The following is an 18,155-nucleotide window of genomic DNA, read 5'->3' on the forward strand; positions in this document are numbered from 1 at the left end:
GAGCAAACACATGCCAAAAGAAAACCCGATACGCCCGACAGATGAAGACGCGCGCGCGCTGGCCCGGGCGCTGATCCGCGAGGCCCGCTTTGGCGCCCTGGCGGTGCGCGATCCCGAAACCGGCCACCCCTATGTCTCGCGCATCGCCATCGGGCAGACGCCGCAGGGTGCGCCGCTCAGCTTCGTGTCAGAGCTTGCGCATCACACCAGGGCGCTGCGCGCCGATCCGTCCTGCGCGCTGTTGCTGGGCGAACCCGGTCCGACGGGCGATCCGCTGACCCACCCGCGCCTGAGCCTGATGGCCACGGCCCGCTTCGTGCCGCGCGACGCGCCCGAACACGCCGCCCTGGCGGCGCACTACCTGGCCACCCATCCCAAGGCGCGGCTCTATATCGGGTTCGCCGATTTCCACTTCGTCCGGTTCGACATTCAGGGCGCGCATCTCAACGTCGGTTTCGGCAAGGCCTATCAACTGCAGCCGTCCGACCTGCCGGGCATGTGAAAACCCCGCGGCCAGAGACCGCGGGGCATACAAGACACGTCAGAACGCGCAGGTCAGGTGGCGTTGTCCATCCGCGCCGTGACATTGACCCGCCCGTGGCAGGGCGACGGCCAGACAAGCTGAATTTCAGACTTGTTGGCCCCCTTCTCGACCTTGGCATAGGGCATGGCCGCGACCACCGCGCCGCCGCCATCCTGAATGGCCCCCTCGGCCACCACCGAAACCGCATTGCGGGCCCGGCCGTCAAACGGCAGGAAGCCCGCGAAATCGCAGTTCCAGGTGGCGACGTCGGTGTTCACGTCGAACTGCAGCATCACCGGGTTGGCGATCACCTGCGTCACCCCGGTAAAGGCATTTCCGCCCACCGTCACGTTGCGCATCCTGCCCCGGTCCAGATCGGCATAGGTGGTATCGACCATATCCACCCTGTCCACATCGCCGTTGACCGCCTTGAACGCGTTGCCCGACATGTTGAACCCGTGGATGTAATGCCCCGGCCCCACCGGCTTGACCACCATCCAGCGGAACCACGGCGCCACGTCGTTGACCGTGAAGATATTGCCGGTCACGGTCAGCCCGCCAAAGGAGTATTCATTGGAATGGTCGGGCGCCTCGTCATGCTCGTTCGTCCATTCGATCGAACTGTTGTCGATGTAATTCGCCGTGATCGTCGTTTTCACATTGGTCGAGGTCAGCACGATCCCCGCCTGACGAATGCCCGCCGTTTCGTTATCGCCCTGAAACCAGTGGTTGGCGGTGATGACATGTCCGCTGCCCGACCAGACCCCGAAATGGGCAAAGCGCACCACCCGGTTGTCACGGATCTTGCTGTCATTGGCATTCACGTTCAGCGCGATGCTGGTCCGGTCCTGCGCGCGCAGCGTCTGCTCGTTCGACAGGAACTGGCACCGGTCGATCAGCATCCCCTGGCACCCCGTGCCGATCGAGGTGATGCCGCGATCCTTGGGCTTGGTGACGAAACAGTCGCGCATGTGAAAGATCAGCCCGGCCGGGGCCAGCATCACGCCGCTGGCCTCGCCGTTGCACTGCAATTCCATGTCGGACAGCACGAACCGGTCGAGGCTGGCGAAGCCGCTGAAATCCAGCAGATACTTGAACCGCCTGAACGTATAGGTCTGGGTGCCCGCCGCATCGAACAGCGGCTTGCTCAGGGTCAGAGTGCCCGCGCCGGCGTTCTTGCTCAGCACATAGATCTCGCGCCCCACGCCCAGCCCTTCGACCAGCGAGCCGACAGGGATGTTGGCCACATTCGCCACCCCGGTCAGCTGCAGCGGGTTCGACGTCGAATAGCTCGCCTGCGAGGTATGGACATCCGTGTTCCAGTTGCCCGAGGCAACGGCGTTGATCTGCCCGTTCCGCAGCACCCGCCGGATCGCATAGGTATTCTTGTTCGCCACCGCCGCCTGCACATCCACCGGCTGATCAATGTCCAGCCGCCGCCCCTTCATGTCGAGGCTGTCATGGTCGGAATAGTTGAACAGCACCGCCAGTGCGCGTTTGAACCCCTCCAGCTCGTCGCCAAAGGCGTCGATATAGCTTGGCAGATCGAAGTTCCGGGTCAGCGTCAGCCGCGCGTCCAGCGGCATCGCCACCGTGCCTTCGAACCGCACCTTGTTTTCAAAGGTGACGTGATCGCCAAGATAATAGGTTCCGGCCGGCACCAGAACCGACCGGCCCGCCGCCGCGGCATCCGCCGCCTCGAACGCGGCGCGGTCGTCGGTGACGCCATCGCCGGCGGCGCCGAAATCGGTCACGTCGACCCAGTCCATCATGGTGCGCAGAAAGGCGCTGGTGATATCCTCGACCACCAGATCGTCGATCCGCACCACCCCGCCGGTCGGGCCGGTCAGATCAAGGCCGATATGGGCGTAGATGGGCGTGGTGCCCCAGGCCATATCGACCCCGCTGCGCGCGCCGGTGCCGATGATCGCGCTCACGGTTTCCACCTGGCCATAGGCGGTCAGCGTGGTGGCGGCGCCTGTCTCGGTCAGCCCGCTCACATGGCCGCCGCCGCCATCCCCCGCCCAGGCCGCGATGCGCACATCCGGCAGGTTGCCACTGATCGCCTTCACCCGCGCGGTGACCCGCAGGTAACAGCCGGGCAGGATCGGTGTCTGCCCCATATAGCGCAGTTTCTGGGTCACGGCGGTTTTCGACAGTTCCAGACACCCGCCGAAATCCTGATCCGCCGAGACAAGCGCCGCATTCGCAGCCCCCTCATAGATCGCCGACCCCGGCACGCCATCCTCGCTCGACCAGACGTCCAGCCCGTTCGCGAATTCCGGTGGCATCAGCAGAAGCCCGTCGGTAATTGCCTTGTTCATCGAAACCCCTTTCCAATCGCGCATGCGCGCACCCGGCCCATCGGACAGCCCGAAACGCCGGGGGCCGAAGCGCCGCTCAATTTTCAGCCACTCTGTGAGGAGATCACCCGGAGACACAGGTCCGGGCCGGATCAAAGGGCTAACACAAAAGGCTTAACGCGCGCTTAAGCCCGGATCGGAAAAACGCGGATTGCGGCCGTTCATGCCTGCAAACCGGCTGCGGATCGCTTATATGAATAGGGAACGCGCGGGTCGCCCAACCCGTTGGTCGGGAAGGAAAGAAAATGGCTTATATGTTCCGCCTCAAGGACAAATCCGTGGAAAAGGCGGTGCGCCGGATCGCGCTGGAAGAGATTGACGCCGCACTGGCAGAGATCGACGATCCGCAGATGGACCTGCACACAAAAGTGCACGAGGTGCGCAAACACGCGAAAAAGCTGCGCGGCCTGATCCGGCTGGTACGCCCGGCCTTCCCCGGCTATGCCCGCGAAAACGCCGCCATCCGCGATGCCGCCCGGCTCCTGTCGGGGCTGCGCGACCGCGAAGGCATGATCGAGACCTTTCACAAGCTGATGGCCCATTCCCCCGATCCGGGCACCGAAACCCGTTTCGCGCCCGTGCTGGCCTTTCTGGAAGGCGGCCGCGAAAACGCCACCGCCGCGCCGGAAACCCTGCGCGACCTTGCCGGGTTCCGCGCCACGCTGGTGACGATCCGAAACCGCGCCACGGGCTGGAAGATCGAACAGAAGGGTTTCGGCGCCCTCGCCGACGGCCTCTCCCAGACATGGACGCGCGGCCGCGCCGCGATGAAGGCCTTCGCAGAGGCGCCGTCAGACGCGCGGGTTCATGAATGGCGCAAGCGCGTGAAATACCACTGGTACCACGCCCGCGCGCTCAGCCCGATCTGGCCGGCCCCGATGGACGTACAGACAGAGGCCGCCAAGGAACTGAGCGAGATGCTGGGCGATCACCATGACCTGACCGTGCTGCAAACCCATATCCGGCAGGCACCCTCCCTGCCCGACACGCCGGAAATGTGGGATGCGTTCGACCGGATGATCGAGGCCCGGCGCGATGAGCTTCAGGCCCAGGCCCTGGCGCTCGGCGGCCGGCTCTATGCGGAACCGGCCGAGGCGATGGTCAGCAGATGGCGTGCCTGGTGGAAGCTCTGGCGGGGCACGTCCGGCTGATCTTCAGGCCAGCAACTCGCCCGACAGCCCCTTTTCGATCAGCGCGATGCTTTCCGCCACGCCGTAAAGCGCGATGAACCCGCCGAACCGCGGCCCCTGCGACGCGCCCAGAAGCACCTCGTAAAGCGCCTTGAACCAGTCGCGCAGCGGCTCGAACCCGTGGTCCTTGCCGACAGCGAACACAAGGCTCTGCAAGGCTTCGGCATCCGGCCCGCCGTCCCAGCCCTTCAACCGGGCCAACAGATCCTCCAGCGCCGCGCGCTCTTTGGCGTCCGGTGCGCGATAGACCTTGCCGGGCTTCACGAAGTCGTTGAAGTAGCGCACCGCATAGCCCGCCGCCGCATCCAGATCGGCATGCGTCTCGGCACGCGCGTCGGGCGCATAGCGGCGGATGAAGCCCCACAGGGTTTCCTTGTCTTCCGCCGACGACACCGACGCCAGGTTCAGCAGCATCGAAAACGGGACCACCATGTTCGATACCGGCACGTTGCGGCCATGGATATGGAACACCGGGTTGTTCACCCGCGCCGCCATATCCTGATCGGCATAGGCGCGCAGCTGCTGATGATATTCGTCCATCGCCTTGGGGATCACGTCGAAATACATGCGCTTGGCCGTCTTCGGCTTTTGATACATGAAATAGCTCAGGCTTTCCGACGAGGCATAGGTCAGCCATTCGTCGATCGACAGCCCGTTTCCCTTGGATTTCGAGATCTTCTCGCCATTCTCGTCGAGGAACAGCTCATAGGTGAAATGCTCGGGCTTGCGCCCGCCGAGGATCTCGCAGATCCGGTCGTAGATCGGGGTGTTGGTGGAATGATCCTTGCCATACATCTCGAAATCCACATCCAGCGCGGCCCAGCGGGCGCCGAAATCGGGCTTCCACTGCAGCTTCACATTGCCGCCGGTGACAGGCAGGGTCATCTCTTCGCCGTCCTCGTCGTCAAAGGTGATGGTGCCGGCGGCGGCGTCCACCTGCTTCACCGGAACATACAGAACCCGGCCAGACTTGGGGCTGATCGGCAGGAAGATCGAATAGGTCTGCTGCCGCTCTTCGCGCAGGGATTTCAGCATCACGGCCATTACGTCGTCATAGAGTTCGGCGGCGCGCAGCAGCACCTTGTCGAACTGGCCGGACTTGTAGAAATCGGTGGCCGAGTAGAACTCGTATTCAAACCCGAACGTGTCCAGGAACCGGCGCAGCATGGCGTTGTTGTGATGGCCGAAGCTTTCGTATTCGCCGAACGGATCGGGCACGCTGGTCAGCGGCTTTTGCACGTGCTCTTTCAGCATCTCCTGCTGCGGCACATTGTCGGGGATCTTGCGCATTCCGTCCAGATCGTCGGAAAAACAGATCAGCCGGGTGGGAATGTCGGAAATCACCTCGAATGCGCGGCGGATCATCGTGGTGCGCGCCACTTCGCCGAACGTGCCGATATGCGGCAGGCCGCTGGGGCCATAGCCGGTTTCGAACAGCACATAACCCTTTTCGGGCGGCGCCTTTTCGTACCGTTTGAGCAGACGGCGCGCTTCTTCAAAGGGCCAGGCTTTGCAAGACATCGCGGCGGCGCGCAGATCGGACATGGTGCTATACTTTCCTCACGGACGGGCCCCGTGCCCGACCGGCCCCGCTACCTATTGTGCCGCCGGGCGCGCGTCAATATTCTGCGCCGCAACACATACCCCAAAGGACGCCCGAATGACACTAAACGCCCTGCCGCTGACCGCACAGGACAGCCTTGTCGCCATCATGATCGCGGTTTCCGCCTCGGATGAAACGATCCGAACGTCAGAATTGATGACGATTCAGCGCATCGTGAATCACCTGCCCGTCTTCGCCGGCTATGATGACGATCGCATCGCCGTTGTCGCGCAGACCGTCTTTGACCTGCTCGAAGAGGTCGACGGGCTGGACGCGCTGTTCGGCCTGGTGCGCGATGCGCTGCCGGAAAAACTGGCGGAAACCGCCTATGCGATGGCCTGCGACGTGGCCGCCGCCGACGGCAAGCTGAAGGAAAGCGAGCTGCGCCTGCTCGAAGAGATCCGCTACGAGCTGAACATCGACCGCCTGCACGGCGCCGCCATCGAACGCGGCGCGCGGGCCCGGCACATGACCCTGTGAGCCGCCCGGCTCACGCGCCGTAAAGCGTCGCCCACCGTTCGATCAGCTTCAATTGCAGCGTCCGGGCCCGCGTGGCCCAGCTTCGCCCGCCCTTGGGGCGCTCGCGGCTGGCGCGGTCCAGTTTTGCCCGCCGTTCCTCATCGGCCATGAAGGTGGCAAAGGCCAGCTCGCGCCCATCAGCCGTGGTGACATAGCCGGTCAGCGCGCTGGCGAAGTTCAGGGTGCCGGTCTTGGCCCGGATCCGCACCGGGTGATCCTTCACCGGCCGCCCCTTCGCATCGCGCAACCACACGGGTTTCATCAGGGGCCGCAGCGGCCCGTCCGCCCCCGCCGCCACCAGCAGCTTGACCATATCCGCCGCCGCGATCCGCGATCCCGACCCCAGCCCGGAATGATCCACGAACCGCGCGCGCCGGATGCCCAGCGTCTCGCCCAGCCAATCATTCATCGCCGCCGCCGAGCCCGACAGCGAAACCGGGTGACCGCCCCCGGCATATGTCGCCGTCATGCCGATGACTTCGGCGGTCATGTTCGTGGAATACTTCAGCATATCGGTCAGCAGCTCGCGCAGCACGGGGCTGTCATGCGCCACGATCACCGCGCCTTGCGGCAGCGCCGGGGCCGCCACCGGCGCCGGCAGGACGATCCCGTGCGACCGGGCCAGCGTCTGAAACACCTCGGCCGCATAAAGCGCCGGCTTGCGCACCGGAAGCCAGCGGCTGCCGCCATTGCCAAGCACCGCGCTGGCGACGGTCCAGTCATCGGTGCCGGCCCGGTCGTCATAGGTGTAGATCGGGCTCTGCCGGTTCACCACCCGCATCCGCGACATGCCGACCCGAGGCCGGTAGCTGTTGCTGCGGGCGTCCATCGTCACGTCCCACCCCGCCGATGCACGGTGCCATTCGAACAGAACCCGGTTGAAATTCAGGTTCAGCCCCGACACCGCCGGATTATAGCTCACGTGGTCGGGCTGTTCGGGGTCGATCACCTTCAGATGCGGCAACGCCCCGGCGAAATAGCGGAACTTTCCGGCCACCTCGCGCACGCCCGCCGCCTTCAGCCCCGCCGCCAGCCCGGCCAGCGTGTCGGTGTCCAGCACCGGATCGCCGGTTCCCGCCAGAACCAGATCGCCCTCGACTCGCCCGCCCCGAACCGGGCCGGTGGCCAGAACCCGGGTCTGGAACCGATAGTCGGGGGGCAGCTTTGCCAATGCGTAAAGCGTGGTCACCGCCTTTGCGGTGCTGGCGGGCGGCAGCCGCAGAATGGGGTTTCGCGCCTCCAGCACCGCGCCGGTGCGGGCGTCGGCCACCACGAAGCCGATCTTACCGCCCAGCCGCGCCGCTTCGATCAGCGCGTCGGCGCCGGAGGCAACCGGGCCCGCGGGCCGCAATTCCGGGCGCGGAGAATGGCTCAGCGGCAGGCCAAAGGCCCGATCGGCGGCACCTGCCAGAAGGCATGCCACAACCCATCGCCGCGAAACCCGAATGTGCCCGTTTGTCATGGCGCGAAGTGAAGCAAATCCCCCCGGCGCGGGCAAGCAGAACCGCCCGTGCGGGGCCCTGTTTCCGACGCTACCGGCGCCATCCGCCACGGGCCCGGATTTCGGTGGATGAAATGTTCACCATCGGAATGTTCACAAAGCACCACGCCGGCGGCGGGCAACGCCCCAGCAGCGTGGAGGCCCGCGCCGGCACGCGGTATTTTGCATAGCGGTCGGCCGCCTTTGACATCCGCGCCGTCAGCCGCTGCCCCGGCCGCGCGATCACCCCGATCGGGACGTTCTCCATGATCCAGTCCCACCGGTCCCAGTGATGAAACGTCGCCAGGTTGTCGGCCCCCATCAGCCAGACGAAGCGCACACCCGGATAGAGCGTCAGCAGCGCCTCGAGCGTCTCGGCGGTATAGCGCGTGCCGATCTGCGCCTCGAAATCGGTGACACTCACCCGCGGGTGCTCCATCACCGCCCGCGCGGCGGAAAGCCGTTTTTCCAGAGGCGCCGGCCCTTCCGTCTTCAGCGGGTTTCCCGGCGAGACCAGCCACCACACCTTGTCGAGGCCAAAGCGCTTCAGCGCCTCGCGGGTGATATGGGCGTGCCCTTCATGGGCCGGGTCGAACGAGCCGCCCAGCAATCCGATGATCTGGCCCCTTGCCGCAAAAGGCAGGCGATATCGCACGAAAACCCTCCCTTTTCCGGCTCCCCGGCGCTACTTCGGCCATTGCGCGGCCTGCTGTCAATTACCGCTGGACAGAAAGCGCGGAATTGCGGCGCAGGTGATTCTCTCAGACCGCCCAGTTTTTGCGCAATTCCGCATTTCTTTGTCAGAGATGTGGTTTCAATGTGGAAATTCGCAAATTGCAACGGTTATTGCGGCATTTTTGGCTGCAATATCAGAGACTAGCGCTCATAGATTTTGAATTATGATCAATCTGCTGGTACAGTGATCGCAATGGCAGGTATCGAACCTTGCGATTTGTACATTGGAATATGATTTGCCGTACCGGGGTTTTGGTGTGGCACAAACTGAAACGGGTAACACGTCATGAAAAAATTTACTCTCGCGCTTGTGGCTGCCGGCACAATGGCACTTGGTGCCGCCGAAGCCTCGACAATTGATTTCACCATCGACACCGCCGCCTCCAGCGTGTCCGCCACGCTCTCGTCCTGCACCGTCGGCTACTGCAGCACGCAGGCCAGCCTGGCCAGCGGGTTCGGCGGATCGTTCAGTCTTGCACCGGGTGAATCCTACACCTTCGATTTCGCCGAGTTCTACACGATCGACGATACCGGCACGGGCGACTACGATGTTTCGGCTACCCTCGCCTTCTCGGCGCCGGCCGGCCTGGGCAGCGTCAGCGATACCGGCGTTGCCACGATCTCGACGCTCAACATCGGCGCCGTCACCGGCGGTTCGCTCGCCTGGTCCAGCGTCCCGGCCACCGTCACCCTTGCCGACGGCAGCCAGGTGTCGGTTGATTTCGAAAACGGCTTCACCGTGATCGGCTCCAAGGGCGTCACCACCGCGACCGTGACCCTGCTCAGCATCGTTCCGCTTCCGGGCGCGGCGCTGCTTCTGGGCAGCGGGCTTGGCCTGCTTCCGCTGGTTGGCCGCCGCCGCCGCAAAGCAGCCTGATCTCTGCTCTGACATTTCGGTTTTGACGGCGGCCACACGGCCGCCGTTTCACTTTGTGCCAACGCCCGCGCATCCACGAATCCGCAAGCCAGAGCCCTGATCGGAGTGCCTGCTGTCACGCGGAACGCTTGCCCCCAAAACCGCAACAATGGACCGCGCCTGATGCCATTGTTGACGAAAACACAAGCCCTGAACCGGCATCGCAAAAACACTTCAAAAACACTTGTCGCGCAGCCCACGCAGCACTACCCTGAAGGGGCCAGCCAAGCTTCAGGCAAACATTTTAGCCCTAAAGCAATAGCCATTTCGCGTCGCCCGTCGGCCCACACGCCGCTCGGGCGAAATTCTGGTAAACAAATTTTGGGACTGAAAATGGAACACAAAGCTCTCGCGATCATCGCGGCCGGCACCATGGCATTCAGCATTGCCGGTGCCGCAGATGCCGCCACCGTTGACCTGACTTTCGACGTATCGAACTCCTCCGTACAGATCACGGATCAGTCGGGCGGCGGAGGATTGTGTACGCTGACGAGTTGCGGCGTATCGGCAAGCCTGGCCAGCGGCTTCGGCACGCCGGCCAGCTTCAGCCTGACCGAAGGCGAAACCTACGCGTTCGATTTCATCGATTTCGACGTTGACGGCGCCACCGGCGCGCCTGCCCGGCAGTTCGACATTACCGCGACGCTGGCCTTCACCGACCCGACGTTCTCGGTCACCAGCGAAGGAAGCGGCGGCGCCTGGTTCCTGGCCGGCAAGATCGCGTTTGGCGCCGGGGCGGGCTGGCTGACCTGGGATGACATGCCCACCAGCCTGAGCCTGGCCGATGGCAGTGAAATCGCCGTCAACTTCGAAGGCGGCGCCAGCCGGTTCTTCCTCGGCCCGGTCACGACGGCCGCCTCTGTCACCGCCCTTTCCGTGGCGGCTGTGCCCCTGCCCGCCTCGGCGCTGATCCTGGTCACCGGGCTTGGCGCCCTGCCGCTGGTCGGACGCCGCCGGCGCAAGGCCAGCTGAAGACGGCCGATCCGGCCCAAGAAAAACGGCGGCGGCCCCGGCGGCCGCCGTTCTGCATTTCCGCCCCCGGGATTGCAGCGGCACCGCAGAGCCGCTACATCACGACAAACCGGAATCCGAGGAGCGGCACCCATGGCATCTTACCAATATGTCTACCACATGGACGGGGTCTCCAAGACCTATCCGGGCGGCAAGAAATGCTTCGAGAATATCCGGCTTTCCTTCCTGCCCGGCGTCAAGATCGGCGTGGTCGGTGTCAACGGCGCCGGTAAATCCACCCTGCTGCGCATCATGGCGGGGATCGACAAGGATTTCTCGGGCGAGGCATGGGCCGCCAAGGGCGCCAAGGTCGGCTATCTCCCGCAGGAGCCCCAGCTCGACGAAGCGCTGAACGTCCGCGAAAACGTCATGCTGGGCGTGGCCGAGAAGAAGGCCAAGCTCGACCGGTTCAACGAACTGGCGATGAACTATTCCGACGAAACCGCCGACGAGATGGCGGAGCTGCAGGATCAGATCGATTCCGAGAACCTGTGGGATCTCGACAGCCAGATCGACGTGGCGATGGAGGCCCTGGGCTGCCCGCCCGACGATGCCGGCACCGCCAACCTGTCGGGCGGCGAAAAGCGCCGCGTGGCGCTGTGCAAGCTGCTGCTCGAAGCGCCCGACATGCTGCTGCTCGACGAACCGACCAACCATCTGGATGCCGAAACCATCGCCTGGCTGCAAAAGCACCTGATCGAATACAAGGGCACGATCCTTTGCGTCACCCATGACCGCTATTTCCTGGATGACATCACCAGCTGGATCCTCGAGCTCGATCGTGGCCGCGGCATGCCCTACGAAGGAAACTATTCGGCGTGGCTGGAGCAAAAGGCCAAGCGCCTGGCCCAGGAGGCCCGCGAAGACAAATCCAAGCAAAAGACGCTGGAGCGCGAACTGGAATGGATCCGCGCCGGCGCCAAGGCCCGTCAGGCCAAGCAGAAGGCCCGGATCAACGCCTATGAAGAACTCGCCGGCCAGTCCGAGCGCGAGAAACTGTCGCGCGCCCAGATCATCATCCCCAACGGCCCACGCCTTGGCGGCAAGGTGATCGAGGTCGAGAACCTGAAGAAAGCCTATGGCGACAAGCTGCTGGTCGAGGATCTGTCCTTCGCCCTGCCCCCCGGCGGCATCGTCGGCGTGATCGGCCCCAACGGCGCCGGCAAATCCACGCTGTTCCGCATGCTGACCGGGCAGGAACAGCCCGACAGTGGCACCGTCAGCTACGGTGATACGGTACAGCTTTCTTATGTGGATCAGTCGCGCGACGCGCTCGACCCCGATAAAACGGTATGGGAAGAAATCTCCGGCGGCGCCGAGATCATCGAACTGGGCGATGCGCAGGTCAACAGCCGCGCCTATTGTTCGTCGTTCAACTTCAAGGGCGGCGACCAGCAGAAGAAAGTGGGCCTTCTGTCGGGCGGCGAACGCAACAGGGTTCATATGGCCAAGCTGCTTAAGGCAGGCGGCAACGTGCTGCTGCTTGACGAACCGACCAACGATCTGGATGTGGAAACGTTGCAGGCGCTGGAAGCGGCGCTGGAAGATTTCGCCGGCTGTGCCGTCATCATCTCGCACGACCGGTTCTTCCTCGACCGCCTGTGTACTCATATGCTCGCCTTCGAAGGCAACGCCCATGTGGAATGGTTCGAAGGCAACTTCGAGGCTTATGAGGAAGACAAGGTGCGGCGACTGGGGCCGGACAGCATCGAGCCGAAGCGGGTGAAGTATAAGAAGTTTGCGCGCTGAGCCCTTATTGATCGCAAACCACCGGATCGACCGGGCCCCGCAGCACGCTGACGCGGGCCCGGTCGATCAGCGGCAATCCGTCAAGACAGGATCAGCCATCCAAAGCCGGTGTTGCTGGACCCGGTGAAACAGGGGCCGCTGCGCCGCGCAGGCCAGCGACGCTCTCACAACCAGGCGGGTGTTTTCATGGTGGAGCCGATCGGGATCGAACCGACGACCTCGTCATTGCGAACGACGCGCTCTCCCAACTGAGCTACGGCCCCATCGAGAATCCATTTCGCGCATGGCCGCGCCGGTGTCAAGCGGGCAGCTTGGCCTTTGAGCGCACGAAAGCCTCGATATCCGCCGCCGGCCGCGCCCCCGCCAGACGCGCCACCTCGCGACCGTTCTGAAACAGGATCAACGCCGGGATGCCGCGAATGTTGAACCTGGCCGAGGCGTCGGGGTGGTCCTGCGTATCGATCTTGGCCAAACGCGCCCCCGGGGCCAATGCCTGAGCCGCCTGCGCAAACTGCGGCGCCATCATCCGGCACGGGCCACACCAGGGCGCCCAGAAATCCACCAGCAACGGCAGATCATCGGCCTGCGCGCTTTTTTGCAGGGTCTTCAGATCAAGCGGGCGCACCTTGCCATCATTCAGTTTCGCACCACAAGTCCCGCATTTCGGCCCGGCCCCCAGCCTGGCCTCCGGCACCCGATTGGTGCTGCCGCATTCAAGACAAACGAGTTTCAGGCTGTCGGCCATCTTGTCTCTCCGTTGAATTCAATATTAGGAATATATTGTATTGCACGACCCCCTTCACAAGGGCAAACTCTCCCCGCCACAACCGGAGGCGCCCCATGACCCCCTGGCATGACCTTGACTCGGACCAGCAACTTCGACTGCGCGAAGACTATAACCGCGGTCCCGACTGCCTTACCGGCACCTGCTCGCTGGAGGCCAAGACCGCGCATTTCACCGAATGGCTGGCGGCACGAGGCATAAGCTTCAGCGAACGCGACCTGCATCCACGCCGCAAGGCTTGATCGGTTTGACCCTGACGAGCGCCTGCGGCGCATGCCTTTTTCCTCACCTCTTTCCTTTGGAAAGAGGTTCAGGTGCCTCCGGCGGGGATATTTCGCCCAAAGCAAGACCGGCCGGGTCATTTATCTCAGTTGCTTTGGTCAAAATATCCCGGGGTTTGGGGCAGAGCCCCAATAGTTGAATATCCTGCGCCGAAGGCGCACCGCTATTCCGCCGCCTCTGCATAGTCTTCCAGCGGCGGGCAGGTGCAGACCAAGTGGCGGTCGCCGAAAACATTGTCGACACGGCCCACGGGCGGCCAGTATTTGTCCACCCGGAACGCGCCGGGCGGAAAGCAGCCTTGTTCGCGGCTGTAGGGGCGGGCCCAGTCGGCGACCAGATCCCCCACCGTGTGCGGCGCGTTCTTGAGCGGGTTGTTCTCGGCATCCATCTCGCCCGATTCCACCGCGCGTATCTCTTCGCGGATCGCCAGCATCGCGTCGCAGAACCGGTCCAGTTCGGCCTTGGTTTCCGATTCGGTGGGTTCGACCATCAGCGTGCCGGCCACCGGCCAGCTCATGGTCGGCGCGTGGAAGCCGTTGTCGATCAGGCGCTTTGCGATGTCGTCGACCGTGATATCGGCGCTGTCGGCGAAGGGGCGCGTGTCGAGGATGCATTCATGCGCGACCCGGCCCGCGCGGCCCTTGAACAGCACATCATAGGCGCCTTCCAGTCGTATGGCGATGTAGTTGGCGTTCAGGATCGCGACCTTGGTGGCCTGCGTCAGTCCGGCGCCGCCCATCGCCAGGCAGTACGCCCAGGAAATCAGCAGGATCGACGCCGAACCGTATGGCGCCGCCGACACAGGCCCTTCGGCCCCGCCCGTATCGGGATGGCCGGGCAGGAACGGCGCCAGATGCGCCTTGACCCCGATCGGCCCCATGCCGGGGCCGCCGCCGCCATGCGGGATGGCGAAGGTCTTGTGCAGGTTCAGGTGCGACACGTCCGCCCCGATTTCCCCCGGTTTGGCCAGCCCGACCAGCGCGTTCAGGTTGGCACCATCCAGATAGACCTGCCCGCCGTATCTGTGGGTGATCTCGCAGACCTCGCGCACCGTCTCCTCGAACACGCCGTGGGTGGAGGGATAGGTGATCATGCAGGCGGCCAGCCTGTCGCCCGCCGCCTCGGCCTTGGCGCGGAAATCTTCCAGGTCGATATCGCCGTTGGCGGATGATTTCACCACGACCACCTTCATGCCGCACATATGGGCCGACGCCGGGTTGGTGCCATGCGCGGAGACCGGGATCAGGCAGATGTCGCGATTCCCCTGCCCCTGTGCCCGGTGCCAGGCGGCGATGGTCAGCAGCCCCGCATATTCCCCCTGCGCGCCCGAGTTCGGTTGCATCGACATCGCGTCATAGCCGGTGGCCTGGCACAGGATCGCGCTCAGGCTTTCCAGCATTTCAGCGTAGCCCTGTGCCTGATCGGCCGGGGCGAAGGGGTGGATGTTGGAAAACTCCGGCCAGGAGATCGCCATCATCTCGACCGCCGCGTTCAGCTTCATGGTGCAGGAGCCCAGCGGGATCATCGCCCTGTCAAGCGCCAGGTCGCGGTCGGCCAGACGGCGCATGTAGCGCATCATCTCGGTTTCGGCACGGTTCATGTGGAACACCGGGTGGGTCAGGTAATCGCTTTGCCGGTGCAGCGCTTCGGGAACGCGGAATTCGACGGTCGCGGGGTCATCCCGGCGCGCGATGCCGAAGGCCGCCCACAGATCCTTGATCGTGGCCGAGCGGGTGGTTTCATCCAGCGTGATGCCCAGCTTCGTCGTGCCGACCCGGCGCAGGTTGATCTGCCGGGCCTGCGCCGCCGCGTAGATGACGCCCTGCATCGGGCCGACATCAACCGTCACCGTATCGAAGAACGCTTTCGGCGTCACCGCGAAGCCGGCGGCCTCCAGCCCTTCCACCATCCGCACCGTGGTGGTGTGGATGCGTTGGGCGATGGCCTTCAGCCCCTTCGGCCCGTGGAACACCGCATAGAACCCGGCCATCACCGCCAGAAGCGCCTGCGCGGTGCAGACGTTCGACGTGGCCTTTTCGCGGCGGATATGCTGTTCGCGGGTCTGCAGCGCCAGCCGGTAGGCCTTGTTGCCGCGCGCGTCGACGGAGACGCCGACGATCCGCCCCGGCATCGCACGCTTATAGGCATCCTTGCAGGCCATATAGGCCGCGTGCGGCCCGCCATAGCCCAGCGGAACTCCGAACCGCTGGGTCGAGCCCACCGCGATATCCGCCCCCATCGCCCCCGGCTCTTTCAGCAGCAACAGCGCCATCGGGTCGGCCGCGACGATGCCAAGCGCCTTTGCCGCGTGCAGGGCAGCGATGGCATCGGTGAAATCGGTCAGATGGCCATGGGTGCCGGGGTACTGAAAGATCGCCGCAAAGACTGTTGCGGGATCCAGATCGGTGGCCGGGTCGCCCACGATCACCTCGATGCCCAGCGGTTCGGCCCGGGTGCAGATCACGGCGATATTCTGCGGGTGGCAGTTTTCATCCACGAAGAAGGCCGTCGCCTTGGAGCGGGCCACCCGCTGTGCCATGGTCATCGCTTCGGCGCAGGCCGTCGCCTCGTCCAGCAGCGAGGCATTGGCGATCTCCAGCCCGGTCAGGTCGCTGACCATGGTCTGATAGTTCAGCAGCGCCTCGAGCCGGCCCTGGCTGATCTCGGGCTGATAGGGGGTATAGGCGGTGTACCAGGCCGGGTTTTCCAGAATGTTGCGCTGGATCGCCGGGGGCATGACGGTGCCGTGAAACCCCTGTCCGATCATCGTGGTGAAAACCTTGTTCTTCCTGGCCACCTGCCGCAGATGCCACAGCAGCTCGCGTTCGGACAGCGGCGCGCCGAAGTCCAGCGGTGCCGCCTGGCGGATGGCTTTCGGAACGGTCTGGTCGATCAGCGCATCCAGGCTTTCCACCCCCAAGACGCCGAACATCTCGGCCATTTCCTCGGGCGAGGGGCCGATGTGGCGGCGGTTGGCGAAATCATAGGGGTCGTAGTCGATGGGGTTGAAGGGCATGTGTCCGTCCGGTTCAGCTATGAGTCAGAATGTTCACCAGCGTTCCCGCCGGATCACGCAAAAAGAAGCGCCGCACGCCCCGGGGTTCGTCCACGGGGCCGGGCTCGATGGCGGCACCAAGATCCCGGGCGCGGGCCAGCGTGTCGTTCAGATCGTCCATCTCGACCGATATGGCGGGCAGCGCCGTGCCGGACCCGCCCTCGGCAGCCAGGCTCAGTTGCACCGGGGCCTCGTCCGGGGCACCCAGCGTGGAAATGAAGGCCATTTCCATGAGCGGCTCCAGCCCCAACAGATCGCGGTAGACCGCCGCCAGCCCGGCCGGATCGGGCGTGGCGAGGTTGGGAACGGTCCGAAGGACCGTCACGCGATGAAGTCTTTATAGGCGGCTTCGTCCATCAGATCGTCCAGCGCCGACAGATCGTCGACCTTCATCTTGAAGAACCATGCCTCGCCCTGCGCGTCTTCGTTGACCAGCGCCGGGTTGTCGGTCAGCGCCTCGTTCACCTCGACGATCTCGCCATCGACGGGCGCCAGAATGTCGGACGCCGCCTTGACGCTTTCGATCACCACGATCTCGTCGTCCTTCGAGACGGTCGTGCCTTCCTCGGGCAGGTCCACGAACACCACATCGCCCAGTTGTTCGGCGGCATGTTCGGTGATGCCCACGACAACAACATCATCCTCGACGCGCAGCCATTCATGTTCTTCGGTGAATTTCATCTCTCTGATCCCTCAACGCTTGTAGGTGCTTGGTCTGAACGGCATCGCCGTCACGGTGGCGGGCAGGCGCTTGCCCCTGACCTCGCCATAGATCGTGGTGCCCGGCTCTGCATGTCCGGACGCGACATAGCCCATCGACATCGGCCCTCCGATCGACGGGCCGAACGCGCCCGACGTGACCTCGCCGATCGGCGCGCCGCCCTCGTGCAGGGCGTAAAGCACGGTGCCCGCGCGCATCGGCGCCCGGCCCTCGGGGCGCAGGCCGACGCGCAGGCGGGTCGTGCCCTGCGAAAGCTCGGGCAGGATACGGTCGGCGCCGGGGAACCCGCCCTCGCGCGCGCCGCCGGGCCGGCGGACCTTCTGAATGGCCCAGGTCAGCGCGGCCTCGACCGGAGAGGTGGTCGTGTCGATATCGTTGCCATAAAGGCAAAGCCCTGCCTCCAGCCGCAGCGAATCGCGCGCGCCAAGGCCGATCGGCTGAACCACCTCATGCGCCAGCAGCGCCCGCGCGAACGCGACGGCCCGCGCGTTTTCCACCGAAATCTCATAGCCGTCTTCGCCGGTATAGCCCGAGCGGGAAATCCACAGCGTGCCGAAATCGGACGGCATGACCGCCACATCCATGAACCGCATCGCCGCCGCGCCGGGCACCAGCCCGTCCAGCACCGCCTCGGCCGCCGGGCCCTGCAGTGCCAGCAGCGCACGGTCGGTGATTTCCTCGATCTCGCAGATGTCGGACAGATGCGCCCGCAGATGGGCGATATCGGCCTCCTTGCAGGCCGCGTTGACCACGAGGAACAGATGATCGCCCCGGTCGGCGATCATCAGATCGTCCTCGATGCCGCCCGCGTCATTGGTGAACAGCCCGTATCGCTGCCGCCCTTCCTTCAGGCCCAGCACATCCACCGGCACCAGCGTTTCCAGTGCCGTGGCCGCATCCGCCGGAACGCCCGAACGGGCCCGCAGGATCACCTGCCCCATATGGCTGACATCGAACAGCCCCGCCGCCGCGCGGCAGTGCAGATGCTCTTTCATCACGCCCAGTGGATATTGAACGGGCATCTCATAGCCCGCGAAGGGCACCATCCTGGCCCCAAGTTCCACATGCAGATCGTAGAGCCCCGTGCGTTTCAGCTCCGACATTCGGCCATCCCCTTCATCGCCGGTCAGCGCCGGCACCGTACCGGCGGCCCGAAAGACCGCCAAACCGATGCCCCCTCTGTCCTGTCGCCTGAGATCGTTATCCCTTCGGCGGGCGCAAGCG

The 18,155-nt window shown here is 64.5% G+C and carries 16 protein-coding genes and 1 tRNA gene; 7 read left to right on the top strand and 10 right to left on the bottom strand.

Annotated features, from left to right (window positions below; translation table 11 throughout):
* Window positions 1-10 precede the first annotated feature (10 nt).
* The gene (locus TQ29_RS09940; protein ID WP_054539028.1) at window positions 11-502 is read left to right on the top strand and encodes a HugZ family protein; all 492 of its coding nucleotides are present in this window, start codon (window positions 11-13) and stop codon (window positions 500-502) included.
* A 53-nt stretch (window positions 503-555) separates the two neighbouring features.
* Here the strand turns inward: TQ29_RS09940 and TQ29_RS09945 are convergent, their stop codons facing one another.
* The gene (locus TQ29_RS09945; protein WP_328705647.1) at window positions 556-2,871 is read right to left on the bottom strand and encodes a glycosyl hydrolase family 28-related protein; all 2,316 of its coding nucleotides are present in this window, start codon (window positions 2,869-2,871) and stop codon (window positions 556-558) included.
* A 260-nt stretch (window positions 2,872-3,131) separates the two neighbouring features.
* Between TQ29_RS09945 and TQ29_RS09950 the strand changes: the two genes are divergently transcribed.
* Window positions 3,132-4,037 carry a CHAD domain-containing protein gene (locus TQ29_RS09950; RefSeq protein ID WP_054539029.1) on the top strand — a complete coding sequence of 302 codons (906 nt, stop codon included), beginning with the start codon at window positions 3,132-3,134 and terminating at the stop codon, window positions 4,035-4,037.
* Between the two features lie 3 nt (window positions 4,038-4,040).
* On the opposite strand, the gene TQ29_RS09955 is transcribed toward TQ29_RS09950, so the two are convergent.
* Complete coding sequence (locus TQ29_RS09955; RefSeq protein WP_054539030.1) at window positions 4,041-5,621, bottom strand: lysine--tRNA ligase; 1,581 nt, start codon at window positions 5,619-5,621, stop codon at window positions 4,041-4,043.
* Between the two features lie 115 nt (window positions 5,622-5,736).
* Here TQ29_RS09955 and TQ29_RS09960 point away from each other — a divergent pair, with 115 nt between their 5' ends.
* Window positions 5,737-6,159 carry a tellurite resistance TerB family protein gene (locus TQ29_RS09960; protein WP_054539031.1) on the top strand — a complete coding sequence of 141 codons (423 nt, stop codon included), beginning with the start codon at window positions 5,737-5,739 and terminating at the stop codon, window positions 6,157-6,159.
* A 10-nt stretch (window positions 6,160-6,169) separates the two neighbouring features.
* Here TQ29_RS09960 and dacB read toward each other — a convergent pair whose 3' ends face one another.
* Together dacB and TQ29_RS09970 are read right to left on the bottom strand one after the other, a co-directional pair.
* Window positions 6,170-7,621: a D-alanyl-D-alanine carboxypeptidase/D-alanyl-D-alanine-endopeptidase gene (gene dacB / locus TQ29_RS09965; RefSeq protein ID WP_255353422.1), complete on the bottom strand. Its 1,452-nt coding sequence runs from the start codon at window positions 7,619-7,621 to the stop codon at window positions 6,170-6,172.
* A 109-nt stretch (window positions 7,622-7,730) separates the two neighbouring features.
* Window positions 7,731-8,333 carry a nicotinate-nucleotide adenylyltransferase gene (locus TQ29_RS09970; RefSeq protein ID WP_054539033.1) on the bottom strand — a complete coding sequence of 201 codons (603 nt, stop codon included), beginning with the start codon at window positions 8,331-8,333 and terminating at the stop codon, window positions 7,731-7,733.
* Between the two features lie 366 nt (window positions 8,334-8,699).
* Between TQ29_RS09970 and TQ29_RS09975 the strand changes: the two genes are divergently transcribed.
* From TQ29_RS09975 to ettA, 3 genes are all read left to right on the top strand, one after another.
* Window positions 8,700-9,290, top strand: a complete 591-nt coding sequence (locus TQ29_RS09975; protein ID WP_054539034.1) for a hypothetical protein — start codon at window positions 8,700-8,702, stop codon at window positions 9,288-9,290.
* Window positions 9,291-9,452: 162 nt separating this feature from the next.
* On the top strand, window positions 9,453-10,301 hold the full coding sequence (locus TQ29_RS09980; protein WP_082386597.1) for a VPLPA-CTERM sorting domain-containing protein: 849 nt from the start codon (window positions 9,453-9,455) through the stop codon (window positions 10,299-10,301).
* Between the two features lie 132 nt (window positions 10,302-10,433).
* Entirely contained in the window at window positions 10,434-12,089 is a 1,656-nt protein-coding gene (gene ettA / locus TQ29_RS09985; protein ID WP_054539036.1) for an energy-dependent translational throttle protein EttA, read from the top strand.
* Between the two features lie 187 nt (window positions 12,090-12,276).
* Here ettA and TQ29_RS09990 read toward each other — a convergent pair.
* Window positions 12,277-12,352, bottom strand: a tRNA-Ala gene (locus TQ29_RS09990).
* Window positions 12,353-12,387: 35 nt separating this feature from the next.
* Window positions 12,388-12,834 carry a thioredoxin TrxC gene (trxC, locus tag TQ29_RS09995; protein ID WP_054539037.1) on the bottom strand — a complete coding sequence of 149 codons (447 nt, stop codon included), beginning with the start codon at window positions 12,832-12,834 and terminating at the stop codon, window positions 12,388-12,390.
* A 95-nt stretch (window positions 12,835-12,929) separates the two neighbouring features.
* On the opposite strand from trxC, the gene TQ29_RS10000 reads away from it, so the two are divergent.
* A complete protein-coding gene (locus TQ29_RS10000) occupies window positions 12,930-13,115 on the top strand; it encodes a hypothetical protein (protein WP_054539038.1) in 186 nt (61 codons plus the stop codon).
* Window positions 13,116-13,318: 203 nt separating this feature from the next.
* Here the strand turns inward: TQ29_RS10000 and gcvP are convergent, their stop codons facing one another.
* The 4 genes from gcvP to gcvT are packed head-to-tail and all read right to left on the bottom strand — an operon-like array spanning window position 13,319 to window position 18,034.
* On the bottom strand, window positions 13,319-16,171 hold the full coding sequence (gene gcvP / locus TQ29_RS10005; RefSeq protein ID WP_054539039.1) for an aminomethyl-transferring glycine dehydrogenase: 2,853 nt from the start codon (window positions 16,169-16,171) through the stop codon (window positions 13,319-13,321).
* Between the two features lie 13 nt (window positions 16,172-16,184).
* The gene (locus TQ29_RS10010; RefSeq protein ID WP_054539040.1) at window positions 16,185-16,535 is read right to left on the bottom strand and encodes a VOC family protein; all 351 of its coding nucleotides are present in this window, start codon (window positions 16,533-16,535) and stop codon (window positions 16,185-16,187) included.
* Complete coding sequence (gene gcvH / locus TQ29_RS10015; RefSeq protein WP_037208206.1) at window positions 16,532-16,891, bottom strand: glycine cleavage system protein GcvH; 360 nt, start codon at window positions 16,889-16,891, stop codon at window positions 16,532-16,534. Before gcvH ends, TQ29_RS10010 begins: the two co-directional genes overlap by 4 nt.
* Before the next feature lie 12 nt (window positions 16,892-16,903).
* Window positions 16,904-18,034, bottom strand: a complete 1,131-nt coding sequence (gene gcvT / locus TQ29_RS10020) for a glycine cleavage system aminomethyltransferase GcvT (RefSeq protein WP_054540397.1) — start codon at window positions 18,032-18,034, stop codon at window positions 16,904-16,906.
* Window positions 18,035-18,155 lie beyond the last annotated feature (121 nt).

Origin of the sequence: Actibacterium sp. EMB200-NS6 (assembly GCF_001305615.1) — a bacterium.
Taxonomy (GTDB): Bacteria; Pseudomonadota; Alphaproteobacteria; order Rhodobacterales; family Rhodobacteraceae; genus Actibacterium_A; species Actibacterium_A naphthalenivorans.